Below are 21,913 nucleotides of genomic sequence, written 5' to 3' on the forward strand. Positions count from 1 at the left end.
GTGAGCAAGGACAACGATCTGATCGTCGAGGCGACGACCGCACCCCGTTCGAAGCCGGCGGCCGACGCGCCGACGCGCCCGGGCGGCGTTCTGACCGATCACGCGTACTCGATGCGGTGGAGCAAGCGGCGGTCCTGGCAGGGCATGGTCATCGCCGACCGGGACGCGCTGCCGTCCGTACGGCCCACGTCCTCGGCCCTGAACCACGGACAGGCGGTCTTCGACGACCTCGCGGCCTACCGGATGACCGACGGGTCCGTGTCGGTGTACCGCCCGGACAGCCACATCAAGCGGCTCAACAACGGGGCCCGGCGGATGGCGCTCCCGCAACTCGACTTCGACCGCGTCTGGCTCGCGATCCGCCGACTCGTGGACCTGGACGAGGCGTGGATCCCGGCGCAGCCCGGGTCGGCGCTGCTGCTGCACTCCGTCCTGGCCGGCAACGGCTCGTCACTCGAGGTCGCCCCGGCCGAGGAGTGCCTGTTCACGATCGTGGCGAGCCCGCTGACCCGGCCGGCTCCCAGCGACGTGCCGGTGCGGGCGATGGTCGTGGACGACTACGTGCGGGCGTGGCCGGGCGGCACGGGGGACATCAACGCCGTCGGTAACTACGGGCCGGGGCTGGTCCCGCGGGAGATCGCCGCCAACTACGACTATCACCACGTGCTGTGGGTGGGCGGCGATCCGGAGCGCACTGTCCAACAGGTCGGCGCGATGAACGCGTTCTTCGTCATCGACGGCGTCCTGACCACGCCGTCGCTGGACGGCACCGTACGGCCGGGGATCATCCGCGACTCGATCATCAAGCTGTCCCGTGACGCCGGGGCCGTTGTCGTCGAACGGCCGGTTCCGTTGGCGGAGGTGTTGCAGGGCATCAGCGACGGCCGGATCACCGAGTGCTTCGGCACCGGCACGGTCGAGGGCGTCGTGTCCATCAACGGCCTCGGCTATCGCGGGGAGGAATACCGACTGCCCGGCAGCGTGGCCGTGGCGTCGCACCTCCGAGAGGTGCTCGGGGGCCTGCACCGCGGCGAGGTGATCGACCGGTTCGGCTGGATGCGCCGGCTCACCGAAGTTTCGACTGTCCACGCCTGACCACGGCAGCGCAACCCGTCAGGAGATCTGATCATGGCCTACGTCGTCACCGATGCGTGCATCGGGTGCAAGTACACCGACTGCGTGGACGTCTGCCCGGTCAACTGCTTCCACGAAGGCCCGGAGATGCTCTACATCAATCCGGAGGAGTGCATCGACTGCAACGCCTGCGTTGCCGAATGTCCGCCGGAAGCCATCTGGGCCGATGTCGAGCTGCCCGAGGACAAGTTCGAGTGGATCCTGATCAACGGTGAGATGAGCCAGCAGTACCCGGTGATCTACCAGAGCGACGCCAATTCCGTCAGCAAGAAGTCCGCCTCATAAGGGATGGGATCGACAGACATGACTACCATCGAGAACTCGTTCATGCTCGGTCTCGATTCGAACTTCTACCTCAAGGACGACTTCGAGAGCCCGGAGAAGCGGACCAACGTCACCTGGTTCTACCCGAAGATCTGCGGCTTCCAGGACGCCCTGCGGACCGAGCAGGAGAAGGCGGAGTACTTCTCCTTCCTCGACCGTCAGACGCACCCGCAGCAGACGAACATCCTGCTGTACTTCCACATCCCCTTCTGCGAGGCGTTCTGCAACTTCTGCGCCTGCTTCAAGGAGTCCTCGGCGAAGTACCAGGGCGAGCAGCGGGTGCGGTTCGTCAAGGCCATGGTGAAGGAGATCGAGCGCAACGCCCGCTCGGCGTACTTCCAGGGCACGAAGATCAAGTACGTGCAGTTCGGCGGGGGCACGCCGTCGGCGCTCGACCAGGAGTCGATGGCGACCATCATCCAGGCCGTGCACCGCGAGTTCGACCTGAGCGAGGTCGACGGGATCTCGTTGGAGGGCAGCCCGCTCGGCCTGTCCACGGACGGCTACATCGAGATGCTCAAGTCCCTGGGGATCACCCGCATCTCGTTCGGCGTGCAGACGCTCAACGAGGAGATCCGGCGCAAGCTGACCATCAAGGCCACCGTCGAGCAGGTCTACCAGACGGCGGAGAACATCCGCAAAGCCGGGATCAGGACCTTCGCGCTGGACCTGATGTACAACCTCGCCGGTCAGACCGACGAGATCCTCGCCTCCGACATTCACGGCATCTGCGCCGAGCTGCGCCCCAGCTTCGTGCAGACGTACCGGTTCAACCAGTGGGAGGGCACCCGGCTCGACAAGCAGATCCGGGCCGGCAAGGTGAGCGACGTGCTGCCGTCCGGCAGCATCGAGCGGGTCCAGTACCGCCAGATCAAGGAGAGCCTGGCCGACTACGGGTACGACAAGCAGCTCCTGATCAACTTCTTCACCCACCTCGACGAGACCGGCCCGATCGGGCTGGACCACGCCTGCGGCGGCAACGGCTACCGGGCGAGTTACACACTGGGCATCGGCCCGGCCGCCGAGAACTACATGGGTGAGCGGAGCTACCGCAACCACACCAACGTGGACCGCTGGATCAAGGACGTCGAGGACGGCATCATCCCGATCGAGCAGGGCCGGATCTGCAGTGAGGACGAGGTCGAGAACCGGGTGATGGTGTTCTTCCCGGTCTTCGGCACCGTACGCAAGGCGGACGTCGCCAACCTGGAGAAGTACCGCCGGGAGATCAACTGGATGGTCGAGAGCGGGTACGCGATCGAGACCGACGAGGACATCACCCTCACCGAGGTCGGCCGGGAGAACGCCGGCAACATCGCCTTCCTGTTCTACTCCGACGAGGAGAAGGCGCGGGCCCGGCGCACCATGTACCTCTCCCTGAAGAACAAGCGCAACCCGTTCCACCAGGACGAGATGAACATCCCCCGCACACCGGTCTTCCTGCAGTCCAAGCTGGCGACCCGTCCAGCCGACTCCAGCACCGCGCCGAAGGCGGGCTGACGTGACGAGCACCGACCGGAAGACCCGCGCCGACATCGAGGACGACCTGCGCAAGATCGCAGCCGAGGTCTTCCCGAACCACGACGTCGAGTTGACCTCGAACACGCCCCTGTTCAACGGCGGGCTCTCGTTGAACTCCACCCAGATGATCGAGCTGACGCTGGCCTTCGAGTCGTACTACGACATCGAACTCGAACCGGAGCTGCTGACGGTGGAGCACTTCGCCACCCTCGGCTCGCTCGCGACCATGCTCGAGGACCAGCTCAACGACGACTCCTATGTCTGATGGGGTACGGGTCGTCCTGGTGCACGGCAACGCCGGAGCAACCATCGACGGCATCTGGTTCCCGTACCTCAAACGGGAGCTTGAGGCTCGGGGCCACAACGTGGTGGCCCAGACCTTCCCCGATCCGATCAAGGGTCGGATGCGGTACTGGCTGCCCTACCTGACCGACGTCATCCGTCCGGACGACCAGACGGTCATCGTCGGGCATTCGTCGGGAGCACTGACCGCACTGCGGTACGCGGAGTCGGCGCCGCTGCTGGGCACCTTCGTGGTGGCCGGGCACCACACCGACTGCGGCTTCGAACTCGAACGGCGCAGCGGATTCTTCGACCAGCCGTGGGACTGGGCGGCGATCAAGCGGAACCAACGCTTCATCGTCCAGTTCCACTCGACGGACGATCCGTGGGTCCCCCTCGACGTGGCCCGGGAGCTGCACCGACTGACCGGCAGCCGGCTGACGGTGATGGAGGGGATGGGCCACTTCGGGTCGTACGACCAGAAGCTGGACACCTTCCCGGAACTGCTGGAGGCGGTGTGCCGGCAACTCGAGATGGTCGACAGGTGACCGGTGGCCCGCTCCGCTTCGTCGACGAGGTCATCGACCGCCGCCACGACGACGACGCCGTGGCGGTGGTCGATCTGGCCACCAGCGTCCAGGTGTCCTACCGGACGCTGGCTCGGCGGGTCCAGGCCCTGACCGACCTGCTGGCTCCCCTCGTCGGGCGGCACGGCACCGTCGCGATGGTGATGGACAAGTCCATCGACTCGGTGGTCTGCATGGTGGCGGCGCTTCGACTCGGTGCGCGGTACGTCCCCGTCGACGAGTCGTTGCCGCCGGCCCGGACCGCGGTGCAGTTCGCCAGGTGCCGCCCGACGGTGACGGTGGCGCATCCGCGGTATCTCGGGCTGCTCGCCGAGGCGGCGGCCGGCACTCTGGTGGTCGCCGGTGACTCCTGGGACGTGTCGGCTGAGGCCGACTACCGGCCGTCGGCGTACGGGGACAGGACGCCGGACGACCAGGCGTACGTCATCTTCACCTCGGGATCGACCGGCGGTCCGAAGGGCGTCATGATCAGCCACCGCAGTGTGTGCGCGCTGCTGGAGGGCGTACAGCAGGTGGTCGGTTTTCCGGAACGGATGCGATACCTGAACGTGGCGCCGCTGTTCTTCGACGCGTCCGTTGTCGACCTGTACTCCACCTTCCTGGTCGGCGGCAGCGTGCACCTGCTGCCCCGGCTGTCGATGGCCGGCCAGGTCACGCAGGCGTGCGAGCAGTGGGGCATCACCGACGTGCTGCTGGTGCCCTCGGTCATCCGGATGCTGCTCGGGCGGTTCAGCGACATCGACCGCCGCGACCTGAGCTCCCTGCGCCGCCTGTGGTTCGGCGGCGAGTCGTGCCCGACCTCGCTGCTGCGGGCGATGGACAAGAAGCTTCCGGGTCTGACCTATGTGCACGGCTACGGCCCGACCGAGACCACGCACAGCGCCACCCTGTACGTGACCGACGACATCGCCGGCCACGATGACGAGTACCTGCCGATCGGGACCCCGCTGCCCGCCGTCGACGTCCTGATCGTCGACGACGACCTGCGACCGGTGCCCGACGGCGACACGGGTGAGCTGCTCATCGGCGGCCCGCAGGTCATGCTGGGTTACTGCGAGGAGCGGGCGAGGACCGAGCAGGTGCTGATCACACGCGGCTCCCCCGAGATCCGGTACTACCGGTCGGGCGACTTCGTTCGGCGCACCGGCGCCGGTCAGCTCGTCTTCGTCGGCCGACGCGACGACGCCGTGAAGATCGCCGGAAACCTCGTGCACACCTCCGAGGTCGAAGCCGCGGCGCTGGCCGTGGACTGGGTGGTCGACTGCTGCTCGGTGGTGACCCAGCACCGGGTCGCCGGCCGGGCCATCACGCTCTTCGTCCTGGCCGCCGACCGGACCGGCGCCGAAACCGACCTGAGGGCCGAGCTGGCGCGGGTGTTGCCGCCGTACATGGTCCCGGCCAAGATCGTCATGATCGACGAGGGCGACGTCGGCCTGACACCGACCGGCAAACTCGACCGCTCCCGCCTGCGCGACCTGGTGACCTCCGATGATCGATGACGAGATAGCCGCGTTCACCGGGCGGGGTGTGCTGACAGTTGTCCCACGGGCGGCGAGCGGGCGCAGCCTCACCGACCCCGCCGAGCTGCTGCGCCACGGTGTCGAGGAGTTCCTCCCCACGCCGGCCACCGTCGACCGGGTCGCCGAGGCGCTGCTCCGGGAAGGCCTCGCGATCGAGGCCCGAACCGACGTGGGCCTGACCGTCAGCGGCGAGCAGAGCCTGCTCGGGGACGTCTTCGGCAGCGCCGTCGGCGTGGTCCGCAACAAGTACATCCGCGACTCCCCCCGCTACGAACTCGTGGCGCGGGGTCCACTGCGTTCCCGGGTGTGCACCGACCTCATCAGTGCGGTCTCGGTGCCACGTTCCGGATTCGAGCTGACCGCCACCGCGTCGCCGCCGGTGGTGCACGGGACCGGGCACCACCTCCGCCTTCCCGGCGACGCGGTGCGGGTGGCCGGAGCCGAAGCGCTGCACGCCGCCGGTGTCCGCGGCGACGGCGTCCGCGTCGTCATGGTCGACACCGGCCTCTACGACCACCCGCATCACCGCCAGCACGGCTACCGGACCTCGGTCGTCCCCGCACTGGCGCAGCTCGATCCCGCGGTCGACGAACGCGGTCACGGCACCGCGATGTCGGCCCTGCTGCTGGCGGTGGCGCCCGACGTGTCGCTCACCATGGTCAAGATGGCCACCGAGGGCTTCTCGTTTCCGGTCGCCGCGTTCCAGCGGGCGGTGCAGCTCGAACCTGACGTCATCTCCTGCAGCTGGGGGACGTTGCGCGCGGAACCCCATCTGCATCTCGAGGTGGCCAACGCGATCCGGCGGGGCTGCACAGTGCTGTTCGCCGCCGGTAACGGCTCGACCGACCGGCCGACAGCGATGTTCCAGTCCGTCGCCACCCCTGGTGCGATCACCGTCGGGGGCGTGCACGTCGGCCCGGACGGCGAGCTGCGGGCCGCCGATCTCGCCTCCAGCTACCGGTCGGCGGTCTTTCCCGGACGGGCCGTGCCGGACGTGTCCGGCCCGTGCGGCATGTTGCCCAACGGCAACTACATCCTCTTCCCCACCCAACCCGGTTGCCTGTTCGACCGCCGCAACAGCAAGTACGACGGCACGGGTGCGGATGACGGCTGGCTGGTGTCGAGCGGCACGTCAGGTGCCACGGCGTACGCCGCCGGCGTGGTGGCACTGGCGATTCAGCAGGGTCTGCCGTGCACCGCCGAGTCGTTGGCCGTCCACTGTGTTCCGGTCATCCGGGGTCGTTCCATCACCGGGGACGAGTGCGGTGCGCAGAGCCCGAACCCGGCCACCGGCCACGGTCTGCTCACCGCACACCGATTGGACGGGGTTGTCGCTGCTGATCGGCCGCTGTTACGCTCCTCGATGGACAGACGGGGGAGCTCTGCGTGAATGGACCATTGCGTGCCCCCGCCAGGGAGTCCCCGACAACTGACATCCGGCCCCACCAGATCGTGCGCTTCGTCGGGGGCCGGGGGGTCGCCGCGCTGGCCGACCAGTTTCTGTTGTTCGCCATTCCGCTGCTGGTCTTCAAGACCACCGGCAGTGTCGCCGCGAGCGGGCTCGTCTTCCTGGTCGAGTGGCTGCCGAGGGTCATCTTCGTCCCCGTTGCCGGGGTGCTCGCCGACCGGGTCGACGGCTACCGGCTCTATCTGATCGCCGACAGCGTCCGGGCACTGCTCGCCGTGGGGGCCTTCGCCGCCGTGCTGGCCTGGCCGGGCGCGACGGTGGTGACGCTCAGCATTCTCGCCGCGTCCATGTCCCTGGCCAGCGCCCAGGCGTACATCGCGATGGAGACCACTCTCCCCCGGTTCGTGCCCCCCGAGCACATGGTGCGCGCCCAGTCCGTCATCCAGGGCACCGAGCAGGCGAGCACAGTGCTCGGGCCGGCCATCGCGGTCCTGCTGGCCACACTGCTGGGAACGACCGATCTCCTGCTGGTGACCGGGGTGCTCTTCGCGCTCACCACGATCAACGTCCTGACCCTGCGCGGCAGCCTGCGCAGTGCGGTCACCAACACCGAGCCCACGACGGTGCGCGGTGTGCTGGCCTCAGTGGCCGAGGGTGCGCGCACGCTGTTCAAGCTCCCCGCGATCGTGGGCCTCGTCGGGCTGACGATGATGGTGAACCTCATGGTCGGCGTCGGCATGGCGACCAGCGCCGCCATCACCACCGGCACCTTCGGCAAGCCCGACCGCTACTTCGGGGTGCTGTCCTTCGCCGAGGGCGTGCTCTCCCTGCTGATCTTCTTCATCATCCCGCGACTGTCCCGGCGGATCACCCCACTGGTCGCCATCCTGGGCACCTTCGTGATCATCTGCCTGGGTGGGCTCACGATCAGCCAGGCGAACACGTTCACGCAGTTCGCCATCGGCTACACGTTGCTGATCGGCACCGTCGGCATCCTGAACGTCTTCATCCGCGCCGAACGGATCCGCCGCATCCCCCGCGAACACCTCGGCAAGACGATCGGCCTCATCGTCCTGCTGAACCAGGTCTCCCTGCCGGTCTCGGGCTTCGTCGTCGCCGTCTTCGCCACCGCGCACGGCCCGCAGGCCGTACTGCTCGGCGCGGTGCTCGGGTCCGTTCTCGTCGCCGTTCTGTTGCTCCCACTGGTCCTTCAACTGAGGTATCCGCATGCGCATCCTGATCCTGCACCGAATCACCGATGACATCATCCGCTACGCGGATGGCCTCGACTTCGAAGCCCACGAGGTGACCTTCATCGGTACGGCCGAGCGCATGGCGACACTGCCCGCACGGCTGCCCGGCACACGGATCGAGCGGCCCGGAACGGGCGCCACGGAGACCGAGGTGGTGGCGGCGCTCGCCGGCCACCCGAAGCCCGACCTGGTCATCGCCCAGTCCGAGTTCGACCTGATCGCCGCGGCGCGCATCCGGGAGGCCCTCGACGTGCCCGGCCCACGCGAGGCCGACGTGCTTCCCGTCCGGGACAAGGTCATGATGAAGGCCGCCGCCGCCCGGGCGGGTCTGCGTGTGCCGCGCTATCTCCCGCTGGCCTCGGCCCTCGCCGGAGCCGACATCGGGTGGTCGGGCCAGACGGTGCTCAAGCCGCTCGACGGCGCCTCCAGCCAGGGCGTACGCGTATTCGACACCGCCGCATCCGCCCTCGAAACGGTACGCCGTGACGGCCTGCCCTCCGACGCGGACCCGAGCGGCTTCGAGATCGAGGAATTCGTCAGCGGCCCGATCATCCACGTCGACGGGTTGGCCGTCGACGGCACCCCGGTCACGCTGCAGGCCAGCCGGTACGTCGGCACCTGCCTCGGGTACGCCGAGGGCAACCCGCTCGGTTCGGTGCAGACGGACACCCCGCCGGCCGTCGTGGAGTGGACCACCGCCTGCCTACAGGCCGTCGGCATCACCACGAGCCTGTTCCACCTCGAAGGCATCGAGACGCCCGACGGCCTGGTCTTCCTCGAGGTGGCCAGCAGGTTCGGCGGGGCCGGCGTGGCCGACACCTTCGAGCTGGCGACCGGCGTGCACATGCCGTCGGTGCAACTGCGGGCCCTCTCGACGCCCGGCGCCTCCGCCCCCGAGGCGCACGACTCCGGCCCGGACGCCCGGTACGGCTGGTTCATCGTCCCCGGTCACACCCTGGGCGCGAGGTTCTGCACCGTCGACGGCGCGGACGAGTTCCGGCGCAGCCCGCTGACCTGGCGCTGGGTGCAGCGCACCGAGGACGAGCCGGTCAGTCAGGCGCTGAGCTACGCCGAGTACGACGTACCCGTCGCCGGTATCGTCGGCCCGGCACCCACGGCGGTGCTCGAACAGTTCCTGCGGGACATCTTCGCCTCGGTCAAGGTCACGGCCGCCGGCAAGGCGGACAACCATGTCTGAGCTGCTGCTGGTCGGGGTCGGTTTCATGGGCAGGCCGTACCTCGCCGCCGCGCGACGGCTGGGTCTGCGGGTGGCAGCCGTGGAAGGCGCGGCCCGAGCCGCCGACACGGGCGGGCTCGTCGACCACATCCGGGTTGCCCCCGGTAACCACGACGAGCAGTGGGCCGAAGGGGCCTGGGCGGCCGCGGCAGACCGCCGGCCGGCGGGAGTGGTGGCGTTCACCGAGAACAACGTGCTCGGCGCGGCCCTGCTGCAGGACCGGCTCGGCGTTCCCGGCCCGTCCCTGCACGCCGCGACCGTCTCCCGCAACAAGGCTCTGCAACGGGGGCTGTTCGCCGCGGCGGGCATCCGCCAACCGGAGTATCTGATGACCGGCGACCTGGAATCGGCGCGCGACTGGGCCACCGCCCGCCTGCCGGTCGTCGTGAAGCCACTGTCCGCCGCGGGAAGCGAGGGAGTGGAACTGGTCGACAGCCTGGACGCCTTCCAGGACGCTGTGGCACGCCGGAACGACGAGGGTCCGCTCCTGGTGGAGACGGCTGTGGACGGCCCGGAATACAGCTGGGAGGCGCTGATCAGCGAGGGGAAGGTGTGGCTGGCCAACCTCACCGCCAAGGAGACCGCCGAGCCGCCCCACTTCGTCGAGATAGCGCATCGCACCGGCGTCCAGCTCGACCACGAGGCCGCCGCCGAGGTGACGGAGTTCTGCACCGCGGTGGTGAGCGCCCTCGGCATGCGTACGGGCATCGTGCACCTCGAGTTCCGGCTCGCCGCCGACGGGCCGACCCTGATGGAGATCGCCGTCCGGACCCCCGGCGACTACCTCATGGATCTGCTCAGCCTCACCTACGGCCTGGACTGGTTCGAGATGGTCGTCCGGCTCGCCATGGCGATGCCCCTGCCCGAACCACCGTCGGGCCCCGTCGCGTACGCGGCGAGCTATCTCCCCATCGCGCCACCCGGCATCCTGGTCGAGATGCGGGGCATGGCCGAGATCGAGGCACACCCGGCCTTCGTCGCGTGCGGCTGGTGGAAGAATCCCGGCGACGTCGTGCCGGCGGCCACCTGGAGCGCGGAACGCGCCGGCTACCTCATCGTCTCGGCCGAAACCCCGGCGCTCCGCGACGAAGCACTGGAATTCGTCCGCAGGACGCTGACCATCGTCACCCGCCCCGCCTGAACCGTGACGGCTAGCCCGAACCGCTCACTGCCTGGGGTGGGGCGGGTGCGGCCGTTCAGGCGGCTTGCCACTGGCGTGGATGGCGTCGGAGGCGGCGATGCCGGCGAGGACGACGACGGCGGTGACGGCCACAGCCAGCGGCGGCAGCCGGATCATGAACGGCGCGGCGCCGGCGATCACCGCGGCGCCGATGATCCGAGAGCGTGACACCCGGTCGAAGACTGCATGTTCCACCAGGGCCCGCCCGATCAGGAACAGCATCGGTCCGCCCAGGACAATGAGAATCCATGCCGCTTCGGTGTGCCCGAACGGGTGTTCGATCACGATTTCGTATCCGACTGCGACGGCAACGATGCCGACCACCATGAGGACGTGCGCGAGGAAGGCGTCCCGGACGAGGTGCGAGGGGTCGGCGGAGGCTCTGATCGCCTCGGGCAACAGCTGGCCCGCCCGGAAGAGGTAGACGCGGAACAGCAGCACCGTCGTGATGAAGGAGACCGCGAAGGCTGCGGCTGCCCCGCCCTGCCCGGAGGACGTGTCGCTGTAGGCCGAGCCGGTCGTCAGAATCAGCTCGCCGAGGGCGATGATGAAGAATTGTCGGTAGCGCTCGGACAGGTACTCGGCCATGACGGGCCACTGCCGTGGGGTGGGGCAGGACCACGGCGTGGGATAGAACAGCAGCAGTGCCATGCAGTCGATGCCGATCGCCAGCGTCCACAACAGCACTCGGGCCTGATCCGTGGCTATCGCGCCGACGAGCCAGGGCACGGCCGACAACGCGAACCAGAAGAACACCCCGGCCGCTCGGCGCTGCGCGTCATGGCCGCGCAGCATCGGCACGATGATCAGCCCACGAGCGATATGGACGGCCACGTACGCGCCAGCGAAGGCCAGACTTCTGTCGGCGAACGCGTTCGGCACCGCCACCGCCATCACCAGCGCGCCGAGCATCGCCGTGTAGACCAGGAGCTGGACCTGCGGTTTCTGTGGGTCGTAGAGGTCGGTGACCCACGCCGTGACGAACCACAGCACCAGGAAGGCCAGCAGCAACAGCAGGGTCTCGCCGGCCTCGACGAGGACGATCCGCCGCTCGGTGAGCTCCTCGACCAGCCGCTGCGACACCCGGTTGAGAGCGAAGACGAAGACCAGGTCGAAGAAGAGCTCCAGAAGGCTCGGTCGCTGCGGTTGCCCCGGCTTTCGAAGCAGCGCTGCTGCCCTTGTCGACATGGGCCGCCCACTTCTGCCGCTTGGCCTATCTGGGTATTGGTACCACGCCGGACAGGTCGTCGAGTCAGGACCAGAAGAATGCCACCGGCTGACACACCTGCCGGTCGGCCATGGGGCGCCCAGTGGCGGACAGCCGACACCAGAGCGCGAGGTAGCCGACTGTGACCATGGAGTCACTACGTGCACGCTCCTCTCCGACATGTTCCCGTCGACTGGAGGAACAGATGCGTCTCCGATCGTTTGCCACCGCGGCACTGGCCGCCGTCCTGGCCGCCAGCGCACTCGCGCCGGCGGCACCGGCCGCGGCGGCCACCGCCGACCGCTGGGGCTTCGCGTACGTCAAGGACCCCACCGTGCCGGTCTGGACGGTGCTGGACACCAGCCGGCAGTGGGGCAGCTGGAAAACCGCGTTCCCGGCCGCCTGGGCCGACGGCGTCAAACTCGCTCCCGGCCGGTTCCAGGTCCGCTTCCCGCAGATAGGTGCCAGTTCACGGGGCGTTCCCCACGTGACCCCGGTGAACCGGACCGGTCACTACTGCGAGGTGGTCCGCTGGTTCCAGTCCGGCGCTGACGAGATCGTCGACGTGCAGTGCCACCGTCCCGGTGGCACGCGCGAGGACACTCCGTTCACGGTGCTCTGGACAACCAGCTCGGGCGTGCTACCGGCCGGCACCTCCCACGCGTACGTGCAGTGGAGCAGCGGCCTGATGACGCAGTCGTACAACTCCACCGGCGTCGCGAACGCTGTCGGACCGCTGGGCGTCGGGCAGTACCTGGTGCGACTGCCCGGGGTGGGGCTGGCCGGAGTGCTCGCCGGCAACCCGCAGGTCACCGCCGTGCAGCCGAACGCCGGTCCGCGCCGGTGCAAGGTCTACTCCTGGAGCGCGGTCGGCAGCGACGTGCAGGTCTACGTCTTCTGCTACGACCAGGCCGGCGCGTTCGTCAACACCGACTTCGTCCTCTCGTACCACCGTCGCCGGCCGGTGATCGGCTCCCTCGGCCCGCCGTCGTACTTCGGCTACCTGGGTACCGCCGTCGGCGGGCCGACCAACGACAACTCGGTGCTCGGCGTCGGCGCGAACACCGTGGCGCCGCTGGCGCCCGCCGGCCGCTACCTGGCGACCTTCCCGCAGGTCGGCCTCAAGGAGACGCACGCCCAGGTGGTGGCGCAGGGCGCCGGCAGCAACTACTGCCACCTCACCCAGCAATGGACGTACACCACCAACGCCGACGTCGACGTCATCTGCTTCGACAACACCGGCGCGGTCACCCCGCACCGCTTCCTGGCCACCTTCACCTCCCGACTCTGACGTCACGCCGAGCCGGGCCGGCGGCAGCCGTTCCCATTGCCGCCGGCCCGGTCGGGGCCGGGCCTGGAACGGCCCTCGGCGTGGTGCGTGGGGCACGACGCGGTACGGCCACGTGCTATCTGTAAACAACCCTTGATATTCACGGTCACGAACGTCAATATGTGGAGGTCGCGGGTCGTCGAGCCCTTGGGGAGTGAGCCATGAGAAGCCGTCGGATCTTCGCAGCGCTGGCCGGGGCGGCGATGACCGTCACGGCCGCCGTCGCCTTCGTCCCCAGCAGCACGGCGGCAGCACCCTCGGCCAACGCCGTCGCGATGATCGCCTGCACCGCCCCGGCCTGGGCGGAGGGCACCACCTACCAGGCGGGCACCCAGGTCACCTACGGCGGACGGCTCTACCAGGCACTGGTCACCCACACCGCGCACCCCGGCGCCGGCTGGAACCCCGCCGCGACGCCGTCGCTCTGGCGTGACCTGGGTGCGTGCTCGGGAAGCACGCCGCCACCCACCACGCCTCCCCCGACCACCCCACCGCCCACCACGCCTCCCCCGACCACGCCTCCCCCGACCACGCCTCCGCCGACCACACCGCCGCCGACCGGCGGGACGTGCGCGGTGAAGTCACGGCCCACCGGCAAGGTGTTGCAGGGGTACTGGGAGAACTGGGACGGCGCCTCCAACGGCGTTCACCCCGGCCTCGGCTGGATCCCGATCACCGACAGCCGGCTCAACCAGCACGGCTACAACGTGATCAACGCGGCGTTCCCGGTGATCCGCGCGGACGGCACGGTCCTCTGGGAGAACGGCATGGACGCGGGCGTGAAGGTCGCCACCCCGGCCGAGATGTGCCAGGCCAAAGCGGCGGGCGCGACCATCCTGATGTCGATCGGCGGGGCCGCCGCGGGCATCGACCTCAGCTCCAGCGCGGTCGCCGACCGGTTCATCGCGACGATCGTGCCGATCCTGACGGCCTACCACTTCGACGGCATCGACATCGACATCGAGACCGGCCTGACCGGCAGCGGCAACATCAATACGCTGTCCACGTCGCAGGCCAACCTGATCCGGATCATCGACGGCGTGCTGGCCCGGATGCCCTCGAACTTCGGCCTGACCATGGCACCGGAAACGGCCTACGTCACCGGCGGCAGCGTCGTCTACGGCTCGATCTGGGGCTCGTACCTGCCGATCATCAAGAAGTACGTGGACAACGGCCGGCTCTGGTGGCTGAACATGCAGTACTACAACGGCAGCATGTACGGCTGCGCCGGCGACTCGTACCCGGCGGGCACCGTGCAGGGCTTCACCGTGCAGACCCAGTGCCTGAACAACGGCCTCACCATCCAGGGCACCACGATCCGGGTGCCGTACGACAAGCAGGTCCCGGGTCTGCCCGCGCAGATCGGGGCGGGCGGCGGCTACCTGTCGACGTCGCTGGTCACGCAGGCCTGGAACTCCGTACCCGGCCTCAAGGGCCTGATGACCTGGTCGGCGAACTGGGACGGGTCGAAGGGGTGGACCTTCGGCGACAACGTGAAGCGCCTGCAGGGCCGCTGACACGCGGCGGCGCCGGGCCCTTGCCCAAATCATCTTAGTCATTAAGATAATCGCATGGGCACATCGACTGACTTCTCGGTGGCAATCGCCGGCGCCGGCCTCTCCGGCCTCTGCCTCGCCCAGTACCTGATGCGCGCCGGCATCGACGTGCACGTCTACGAGCGGGACGCGGGCCCCTTCGTCCGGCGGCAGGGTTACCGCATCATTCTCGACCGGCACGGGCTGCAGGCGCTGCGCGAAAGCCTGCCGCGCGCGCTGTACCAGCTGGCGCTGGCCACCGGCGACGAACCCGGCGGGCACCTGCGCTTCACCGACAGCCGGCTGCGTGACGCGTTCACCATCACCTTCAAGGACGAGCCGCACGCGACCCGCCAGGTCGACCGGCTGACCCTGCGGTCGATCCTGCAGTCCGGGCTGAACGGGCGCATCCACTACGGCAAGGACGCCGTCGCCGTCGACACCGGCGGCCCGGCGGGGCTGCGGCTGCGGTTCTCCGACGGCGGGGCCGCCGCGGCAACTGTCGTCGTGGGCGCGGACGGCGTCGGCTCGGCCCTACGCCCACAGCTCATGCCGGACGCGGACCCGGTGAACACCCCGATGGCGGGCATCTACGGCCGGTCGCCCCTCCACCGAAACGGCGAGAGCGTCATCCCGGAGGCGCTGCGTACCAGCGGGGTCCTGGCCCTCGCCGACCGGCCGGGCCGCGCCTTCTTCTTCACCTCCATGCGGTTCGGCGAGAGCCCTCAGGAGGCGTTCGGGCGCCTGGCCCCGGGCAACTACGCGCCCACCGGCTACGACTACGTCATGTGGGGACTGCTGCTCCAGCAGCAGGAGGTGCCCGTCGACAGCCGCGGGGACCTGCTGGCGCTGTGGAGGCTGGCCTCCCAGAGGAGCGTGGACTTCCACCCGGTCATCCGACGGCTGGTCGGCACCGCCGAGCTGGACGCCACGGTGCTCAACCTCTTCGCCACCGGCCGTCGCCCACGCCGGTGGGCGGTGCCCCGCGCGACGATGATGGGCGACGCCGTGCACGTCATGCCGCCGTTCGGCGCACACGGCGGCAACACCGCGCTTCGCGACGCCGCCCTGCTCGGCCGCAAGCTGGTCGAGGCCCGCTCCGGCGGCGCGTCGGTGGAGGAGGCGATCGCCGGCTACCAGGACGAGATGGTGCCCTACGCGTTCCGCGCCGTCGACACCGCCGCCGGGTTGATGCGCCGCCTCACCGGGGGCGCGGCCGCACCGCACTGGGTGCTGACCCGCGTGTTACCTCGGCTGCACCGGGTCACCGTACCGGAGGCATGATTGCGGGCATGTCCCACGAGCCGGCCCCCGCCTCCGCGATCGCCGAGCTGATGCGCGCCGGGCGGGAGATGTCGCGGCTGTCCATGGTGTTCCGGTACGCCATCGCGGAGCGGCTCGGCCTCACCGTGAGCGACCTGGAATGCCTGGACCACCTGGCGGACGTCGGATCCGCCACCGCGGGGCAGGTGGCCGAACGGACCAACCTCACCACCGGGGCGGTGACCAGCATGCTCCGCCGGCTCCAGCAGGCCGGCTACGTGACGACCGAGCGCGACCCGGCCGACCGGCGGCGGGTGATCGTCACCCTGCGGCCGGACCGGGTCGCCGAGTTGGAGCGACCGTACGAGCGGTTCGCCGAGCGGGCGGAATGGCTCATCGAGGGCTACAGCGCCGAGGAGGTCCAACTGCTGGTCCGGCACTACAACCGCATGCAGGCGATGTACCTCGCCGAGTTGGACCGCCTGCGCGGCGATCTGCCCGGTCACGCCCGGTGAAGCCCTGATGGTCGCGGGTGGGGTGACCGGGGTCGGCTACGGCGCGGGTTCCAGTACGACGACGGGGATCTGGCGGGCGGTCTTCCGCTCGTAGTCGGCGAAGCCGGGGTACGCGGCCTTCTGCGCACTCCAGATCCGTTCGCGCTCGTCCCCGGTGGCCACCCTGGCTACCAACTCGACCTTGTCCGTGCCGATCTCCGCCTGGGCCCGCGGATTGGCGAGCAGGTTGTAGTACCAGTCCGGATTGCTGGGCGCACCGCCCTTGGACGCGAACACGGCGTAGCCGCCATCCACCTTCTGGTACATCATCGGGTTCACCCGAGGCTGGCCGCTTTTGGCACCGACCGTGTGCAACAGCAGCAGCGGCGCGCCCGCGAACTGGCCGCCAACCTGCCCATCGTTGGCGCGAAACTCGGCGATAATCTTGTCGTTCCAGTCACTCATGCCTTCTCCTCGCTCACGCGGACCGGCTCCACAAACCACGATACTGACAGTCTCGGCCGGGCTTGGCACGGCGACAACGCAGGGCGCTGGCTCACAACAGGTGCGGACGTGGCACCGGGCAGCGTCTCCCGGCCCTGCCGTCGGGGGTAGGTCGCGCAACCCGTTCCGGACAGGGCATAGTGGCCCGCGGTGCCATCGACGGGGTTGCTCGCTGTACAGAAGGTGGTGGGAAGTGACGACGCGCTTACGTCTCCGCTGGACCGTGGCCGCACTGATCACGCTGACCGGCGGGACGCTCGCCGTGTCGGCGGCACCCGCGACGGCGGCCCCGGAGACCGTCAGCATCCTGAGCGTGTCGGCGGAGAACGTGAAACCCAACGACACGGTGCGCCTGCGCTACCGGGTCACCAACAACGGACGCAAGGCCGAGACGGCCATCGTGGTGATCGGCGGCGGCCTGCGATGCACCTCCGGATGCCGGGTGGAACCGAACCTCGGGCCCGGCCGGAGTCAGACGTTCGACACGACGCTCGTCGCCCCCGACGCTCGCCCAGGTGAGATCACCGGCCTCAACATCTCGGTCGGTGTGCGTCTTGCCGGGCAGAACAGTTACGCCCACAAGATGGTCTACGTCCACGGCCCGGGTGCGGCCTCGTCGGGCGAGAACAAGCCGGCGGCCGGCGTGCGTGGGGTCTCCGGCCGGGTCCGCGACGCCGACGGTAAGGCGATCGGCGGCGTGGCCCTGACCATCCAGGACAGCGCCGGGCACGAATACCGGACGACCAGCAGCTCCAGCGGCCAGTTCTCGATCACGTCGAGCGCCAGCAAGACGATCGCCGCCGGGTCCATCACTGTCCGCGCGACCAAGGACGGCTACCGCACCGCTCGCACGACCGTACGGGGCAGCGCCGGTGACGTCGCGACCGTGCGGCTGACCCTCGCCGTGGAGGCAGCGCCCACCAAGGCGTCCCCGTCGCCCGCTGCGGAGGCGAGCCCGGTCGCGGCGGCGGGCGACGGCACCCCGGAGGCTGCGCCACCGACGTTCAAGGCCGTCAGCGACGAGGCAGGCGGTACGTCGCCGTTCTTCCTCCTCGGCGGCCTACTCGTCGCCGCCGGCTTGGGCGCGCTCGTACTGGTCGTGATGCGTCGGAGGAACGCACCGGAGGCGGGTACGCCGGCGACGACCGAGTTGCTGACGCCGACCGGTGGGAGCATGGCCGACGCTCCGACGGCGGTGCTGCGCATCGGGCCCGTCGGCGGCGGGTTCCCGGGCTCGTACGGCCCTCCCCCGTCGGGTGGCACCCAGCAGAACGGCTACCGAGGCTGAGGAACCGCGCTCTCCGTCACCCCGTCGGCGTGCCAGGTGAGGCGGCCTACCCCTGTGCAGGGCCATCGTCGGCAGTGGCGGCACGCAGCTCCTTGAGCACGTACGTGGCGGCCTTCTCGACAACCCGGACGCCGGCCTTCTGGCTCACGTGATGGTCGGAGAGCACCGCGATCAGCCAGTCATGACGGGCCTCGACGATCCGTCCGATGCTGTTGACCAACCAACGACCGCCGTCGACGTCAGCGGTGTCCCAGCCGTTCTTGACGTAGACGGAACGATTGCCCGGCTCTCGGGCGGCGGTGATCCCCCATCGCTGCTCGGGGATCACCTTCGTCATGAGGCCCATGATGAAGGTACGGTCCTGCGGGGTCAGCGGTCCGGTCGGCGAGGTCAGCGCGGTCAGGAGACGGAGCTGGTCGGCGGCCGTCGTCGTGGTGAGCCCCCAGTGCGAGTTGGGCTTGGTCTCCCGCAGACCGAACGCGCGGTTCGCGGCGGTCAGGCCGCGCGAGCCCTCGATCCGCTGCCACAGGGCCACCGCCGCATCGTTGTCACTGGACACGATCATGTCCTCGGCCAATCGCCGGGTGTTCGCCCCCAGGGCCTTGCCTGGCGGTCGCTGACGCAGCAGCAGGGCCGCCAGAATGTTGACCTTGACAATGCTGGCGGTCTCGAAGCGTTTGGTGCCCGCCGTCACCGCAGCCGTTCCCTGCCGGTCCAGTGCCGCGACCGCCAGGTGGCCGTCGAAGCGGTCCACGTAGGCCTCGATGCGCGTCCTCGCCTCGGCGACCCGGTCGACGGCCGGTGTGGTGGGGATCGGACTGGCAGGGGAAGGACCGACTGACGGGCCGGGGTGGTCGCCGAGGCGATCGCGAGTGGCGCCGAAGGCGGCCGTCGCCACACCGGCGAGAGACATGGCGACAGTGGAGACAACCCACCGGCGCGGCAGTTGCCGGCCTTTCCGCTCAGCCAAGGCGGGCCACCACCCTCGCGGCGATGACGTCCACCGCGGCCCGGCTGCCCGGATCGGGCACGCTGACCGTCGAAACCGTCTCGCCTCGTCTCAGCATCACGAACCGCCTGACGGTGGTCCGGGCGTCGGCACGCGCGATGCGACCTCGAATGAGCATGCCGGTACCGTCGAGATACTGCGGATCGACGACGTCGAACGCGACCCGCGAGCCGAACGCCAGGTAGCTCGCGCACCGCAGCAGGACGCGACGGACATCGTCGACATTCCGCTCGGCCCATCCCGGCTCGTACGTCTCCACGACGTGGTGGGCCTGCGACGAGCCGTCAGACGGCCGGTAGTAGCGCTGCACGGCCGCGCGCCGATGCGACTTGGCCGGGTAGTCGCTGCTCTGATAGTTGGGGCAGTTGTCCTGCTCCCACGGCCAGGGCGGAAGACCGGTTCGCGCGTCGTCCTCGCGCCAGTCCGAACCCAGCTCGCCGGCCCCCAGAAGCATGCCCGAACCGCCCGGTTCCGCGTTCGCGGTGTGCCGCCCAGCGGGGGCGACGCCGGGCGCCCCCCGATGACACCCCGCGGTGCTCAGCACCAACGCCGTCAGGATCACCGGGACGACAGCGGCCGAGCCGCGGCCTTCACCGCGAGGCCGGCCTCGGCCCCTCCCGCTGCTCGATACGGACACCATGGACCTCCCCCAACACAGATGTTCGCCACCGTGGGTCGCGTTCGTGACGACCGCGCGTGGTGGGTCATTCGCCGCCGTACGGAAGGCGCGGCCCGACACCAGCGGGATCCGCCGCACGTCGGCCGCAGCCGGACCGATCAATGCCGTTCCTCGGCGAACAGCTCGGCCCGGGTCTCGCCGAGCACCTCGCGCAGACGACTGAGCGAGCGCATGCTCTGGCTCTTGACCACCGCGGCGGAGACGCCCACGACCTCGGCGACTGTCTCCACGCTCAGGTCGTCCCAGTAGCGCAGCACGATGATCGCCCGATCCCGCAACGGCAGGGTGGCGACCGCGTCCAGCAGCGTCATGCGCAGCTCGGCCGGATGTTCCTCGCCCCGGTCCGGCGGAGCCGACATCGCCAACTCACGGCTGGAGCGACGACGCTGCTGGTCGATCAGGCACCGCAGCAGCACCTTGCGGGCGTACGCGTGCGGGTCGTCGGCGCGGCGGACCCGTCGCCAGTTGGCGTACACCTTGGCCAGCGTCGTCTGGGTGAGGTCCTGGGCGAGATGCCAGTCGCGGCACATCAGGAACGCCGCGTCGCGCAGGCGGCCAGCGGCAGCCTGCGCGAACTCGACGAAGTCCTCGTCAGCCATTCGACCGGGCCAGCGACGGGAACCTCTTGGAACCGGTGACGACGAACTCCGCCGGCAGTTTCGTCCCCCACATCGGGCTCGCGGCGACAGCGGTCGCCTCGTCCACGGACAGGACGGGTCGTGCCGGCAAGATCCCCTTGGCGCCCCAGTCCACACACGTCGAGATCATCAGATTGACCTGGACGCCATCGGGGTGATGCACCGTGACCATCTTGTTCTGTACGCAGTTGTCGGGCACTTCGGTCAGCTCCACCGTCCCCGGGGCCGGGTTGCCGCCGAGGCCGCCCTGGTAGACGGAGAGCCGCAGCATCCCCGGGCCAGCGCCCCGATCCAGGTAGAGCTGCACGTACGGCGTGCCGGCGCCCGCCCCGCTGCCCTGCAGACTCGCGTAACCGCTGGTCTTGCCCTCGGGCAGCAGCCGGGTGAGCAGTTCCAGGGCCCCCTGCGGTGTGGTGGGCAGCAGGTCACCGTCCGGTACCACGCCGATCCGCACGGTGCCGATCACCGTGGTCGAGGAAGTCGGCAGGCCCGCCCGGAAGGGGTTCGCCCGCCCCTCGTCGTCGGCGCCCACGGGACCCGGGGGGCCATCGGAGCGCTGAACCGGGGACGGCGGGGCGGAGCCGACCGGCGCGGCCGGCGAGCCACCGGCCGCGCCGCCTGGTGGACCGACGTCATTCGCGCCGACGCCGAACGGCCCGACAGCCAGCCCGACCACCAGCACCATCACCAGCGCCGAGCCGCCCGCGCCGAACTGTGCCAGGCGGCGCCGACGGCGCAGCCGGCGGCCCTGGACCATCGACTGCTGAACCAGATCACCCAACGGCGGGGCGGGGTGCCGGGCCAGATCGTCAGTGAAACGCACACGGACGTCACCCATGTCCCGAACCCCTCCCCCGGCCGACCACCCGCTGTGGTGATCCGTCGCTGACCAGACGGGTTGGTCAGCTGTTTTGGTTACCGCCTTTCGCAGAAAATTTCTCGGCGACGGTCGAGGGGGAACTGCTATCGAGGTCCGAGCCCCGTCTTTCCATCGATCAGCTCGCGCACGACGTCGAGGTGACCGGCATGGCGTGCGGTCTCCTCGATCATGTGAAGGATGATGCGCCGCAGGTCGGTGACCTCGTCGCCGAGCCAACCGGGATGACGGGCGCGCACCGGCGCGGACAGTGGCGTCGTGGCAATGACGGTGTTGGAACGCTCGCACTGTGCCCGGTAGAACGCGAAGACCACCGACGGTGGCCGTGGGGTGGTCAGGGGCGTGTGGTCGTCGTCGGGCCAGGCCAGCGGCTCGACGGAGCCGGTGGCGATCTCCTGGAACCAGTGTCGCTCGGCGTAGCCGAGGTGCTCCACGAGACCCAGCGGCGTCCAACCTGAGGGCAGCACCGCGGTGGTCAGAGCGTCGAGGTCAAGGCCGTCAACAATCGCGAGAACACTGGAACGTTGCGCCTCCAGGAACATCAACAGTGCGTTCTTCTCAGCGTCGTCCACCCGGTCCACGCCCTTTCTGGTCAGCATGATGACGGCTGGCACGGCACCTCGTCCGCCCCCCGCCGGCGAAT

22 protein-coding genes are annotated in these 21,913 nt (G+C 69.5%); 15 read left to right on the plus strand and 7 right to left on the minus strand.

Translation table 11 applies throughout. The features are described 5' to 3' along the window. The 10 genes from KBX26_RS02195 to KBX26_RS02240 are packed head-to-tail and all read left to right on the plus strand — an operon-like array spanning position 1 to position 10,407. Positions 1-1,095, plus strand: a complete 1,095-nt coding sequence (locus KBX26_RS02195; RefSeq protein ID WP_210864557.1) for an aminotransferase class IV — start codon at positions 1-3, stop codon at positions 1,093-1,095. 33 nt (positions 1,096-1,128) lie between these two features. Further along, positions 1,129-1,419 carry a ferredoxin family protein gene (locus tag KBX26_RS02200; RefSeq protein ID WP_030330895.1) on the plus strand — a complete coding sequence of 97 codons (291 nt, stop codon included), beginning with the start codon at positions 1,129-1,131 and terminating at the stop codon, positions 1,417-1,419. Between the two features lie 18 nt (positions 1,420-1,437). Continuing rightward, positions 1,438-2,958: a coproporphyrinogen-III oxidase family protein gene (locus tag KBX26_RS02205; protein WP_036411167.1), complete on the plus strand. Its 1,521-nt coding sequence runs from the start codon at positions 1,438-1,440 to the stop codon at positions 2,956-2,958. Position 2,959: 1 nt separating this feature from the next. Beyond that, a complete protein-coding gene (locus KBX26_RS02210; protein WP_030330897.1) occupies positions 2,960-3,244 on the plus strand; it encodes an acyl carrier protein in 285 nt (94 codons plus the stop codon). Beyond that, positions 3,237-3,809, plus strand: coding sequence for an alpha/beta hydrolase (locus KBX26_RS02215; protein WP_210859953.1), 573 nt, complete (start codon positions 3,237-3,239; stop codon positions 3,807-3,809). The genes KBX26_RS02210 and KBX26_RS02215 overlap by 8 nt, the downstream gene beginning before the upstream one ends. Beyond that, complete coding sequence (locus tag KBX26_RS02220) at positions 3,806-5,347, plus strand: amino acid adenylation domain-containing protein (RefSeq protein WP_210864558.1); 1,542 nt, start codon at positions 3,806-3,808, stop codon at positions 5,345-5,347. The genes KBX26_RS02215 and KBX26_RS02220 overlap by 4 nt, the downstream gene beginning before the upstream one ends. Then, positions 5,337-6,758, plus strand: a complete 1,422-nt coding sequence (locus KBX26_RS02225; RefSeq protein WP_210864559.1) for a S8 family serine peptidase — start codon at positions 5,337-5,339, stop codon at positions 6,756-6,758. Before KBX26_RS02220 ends, KBX26_RS02225 begins: the two co-directional genes overlap by 11 nt. After that, a complete protein-coding gene (locus KBX26_RS02230) occupies positions 6,755-8,038 on the plus strand; it encodes an MFS transporter (RefSeq protein ID WP_210864560.1) in 1,284 nt (427 codons plus the stop codon). Before KBX26_RS02225 ends, KBX26_RS02230 begins: the two co-directional genes overlap by 4 nt. Beyond that, positions 8,004-9,227 carry an acetyl-CoA carboxylase biotin carboxylase subunit family protein gene (locus tag KBX26_RS02235; RefSeq protein WP_210864561.1) on the plus strand — a complete coding sequence of 408 codons (1,224 nt, stop codon included), beginning with the start codon at positions 8,004-8,006 and terminating at the stop codon, positions 9,225-9,227. The genes KBX26_RS02230 and KBX26_RS02235 overlap by 35 nt, the downstream gene beginning before the upstream one ends. Continuing rightward, the gene (locus KBX26_RS02240; protein ID WP_210864562.1) at positions 9,220-10,407 is read left to right on the plus strand and encodes an ATP-grasp domain-containing protein; all 1,188 of its coding nucleotides are present in this window, start codon (positions 9,220-9,222) and stop codon (positions 10,405-10,407) included. Before KBX26_RS02235 ends, KBX26_RS02240 begins: the two co-directional genes overlap by 8 nt. Positions 10,408-10,431: 24 nt before the next feature. On the opposite strand, the gene KBX26_RS02245 is transcribed toward KBX26_RS02240, so the two are convergent. Beyond that, positions 10,432-11,634 (minus strand): low temperature requirement protein A, encoded by a 1,203-nt coding sequence (locus KBX26_RS02245; RefSeq protein ID WP_210858352.1) that lies wholly within the window; start codon positions 11,632-11,634, stop codon positions 10,432-10,434. A 224-nt stretch (positions 11,635-11,858) separates the two neighbouring features. On the opposite strand from KBX26_RS02245, the gene KBX26_RS02250 reads away from it, so the two are divergent. The 4 genes from KBX26_RS02250 to KBX26_RS02265 all read left to right on the plus strand — a co-directional run bounded on the left by KBX26_RS02250 (position 11,859) and on the right by KBX26_RS02265 (position 16,296). After that, positions 11,859-12,944, plus strand: coding sequence for a hypothetical protein (locus KBX26_RS02250; RefSeq protein WP_210864563.1), 1,086 nt, complete (start codon positions 11,859-11,861; stop codon positions 12,942-12,944). A 200-nt stretch (positions 12,945-13,144) separates the two neighbouring features. Then, positions 13,145-14,500 (plus strand): carbohydrate-binding protein, encoded by a 1,356-nt coding sequence (locus KBX26_RS02255; RefSeq protein WP_210864564.1) that lies wholly within the window; start codon positions 13,145-13,147, stop codon positions 14,498-14,500. A gap of 54 nt (positions 14,501-14,554) precedes the next feature. Beyond that, positions 14,555-15,802: an NAD(P)/FAD-dependent oxidoreductase gene (locus KBX26_RS02260; RefSeq protein ID WP_030330910.1), complete on the plus strand. Its 1,248-nt coding sequence runs from the start codon at positions 14,555-14,557 to the stop codon at positions 15,800-15,802. An 8-nt stretch (positions 15,803-15,810) separates the two neighbouring features. Next, positions 15,811-16,296 carry a MarR family winged helix-turn-helix transcriptional regulator gene (locus KBX26_RS02265; protein ID WP_247680078.1) on the plus strand — a complete coding sequence of 162 codons (486 nt, stop codon included), beginning with the start codon at positions 15,811-15,813 and terminating at the stop codon, positions 16,294-16,296. Positions 16,297-16,332: 36 nt separating this feature from the next. Here the strand turns inward: KBX26_RS02265 and KBX26_RS02270 are convergent, their stop codons facing one another. Next, on the minus strand, positions 16,333-16,740 hold the full coding sequence (locus tag KBX26_RS02270) for a nitroreductase family deazaflavin-dependent oxidoreductase (protein WP_030330914.1): 408 nt from the start codon (positions 16,738-16,740) through the stop codon (positions 16,333-16,335). A 232-nt stretch (positions 16,741-16,972) separates the two neighbouring features. On the opposite strand from KBX26_RS02270, the gene KBX26_RS02275 reads away from it, so the two are divergent. Further along, positions 16,973-18,067: a carboxypeptidase-like regulatory domain-containing protein gene (locus KBX26_RS02275; RefSeq protein ID WP_081883784.1), complete on the plus strand. Its 1,095-nt coding sequence runs from the start codon at positions 16,973-16,975 to the stop codon at positions 18,065-18,067. A 46-nt stretch (positions 18,068-18,113) separates the two neighbouring features. Here the strand turns inward: KBX26_RS02275 and KBX26_RS02280 are convergent, their stop codons facing one another. From KBX26_RS02280 to KBX26_RS02300, 5 genes are all read right to left on the minus strand, one after another. Continuing rightward, a complete protein-coding gene (locus KBX26_RS02280) occupies positions 18,114-19,037 on the minus strand; it encodes a serine hydrolase (protein ID WP_210864566.1) in 924 nt (307 codons plus the stop codon). Further along, positions 19,030-19,530, minus strand: a complete 501-nt coding sequence (locus KBX26_RS02285) for a hypothetical protein (RefSeq protein ID WP_210864567.1) — start codon at positions 19,528-19,530, stop codon at positions 19,030-19,032. The genes KBX26_RS02280 and KBX26_RS02285 overlap by 8 nt, the downstream gene beginning before the upstream one ends. A 323-nt stretch (positions 19,531-19,853) precedes the next feature. After that, positions 19,854-20,354, minus strand: coding sequence for a SigE family RNA polymerase sigma factor (locus KBX26_RS02290; protein ID WP_030330920.1), 501 nt, complete (start codon positions 20,352-20,354; stop codon positions 19,854-19,856). Further along, entirely contained in the window at positions 20,347-21,231 is an 885-nt protein-coding gene (locus tag KBX26_RS02295; protein ID WP_210864568.1) for a hypothetical protein, read from the minus strand. The genes KBX26_RS02290 and KBX26_RS02295 overlap by 8 nt, the downstream gene beginning before the upstream one ends. 125 nt (positions 21,232-21,356) lie before the next feature. Beyond that, positions 21,357-21,884: a DinB family protein gene (locus tag KBX26_RS02300; RefSeq protein ID WP_210864569.1), complete on the minus strand. Its 528-nt coding sequence runs from the start codon at positions 21,882-21,884 to the stop codon at positions 21,357-21,359. Positions 21,885-21,913 lie beyond the last annotated feature (29 nt).

This window comes from Micromonospora sp. C97 (assembly GCF_018070385.1).
GTDB classification, from domain to species: Bacteria; Actinomycetota; Actinomycetes; order Mycobacteriales; family Micromonosporaceae; genus Micromonospora; species Micromonospora parva.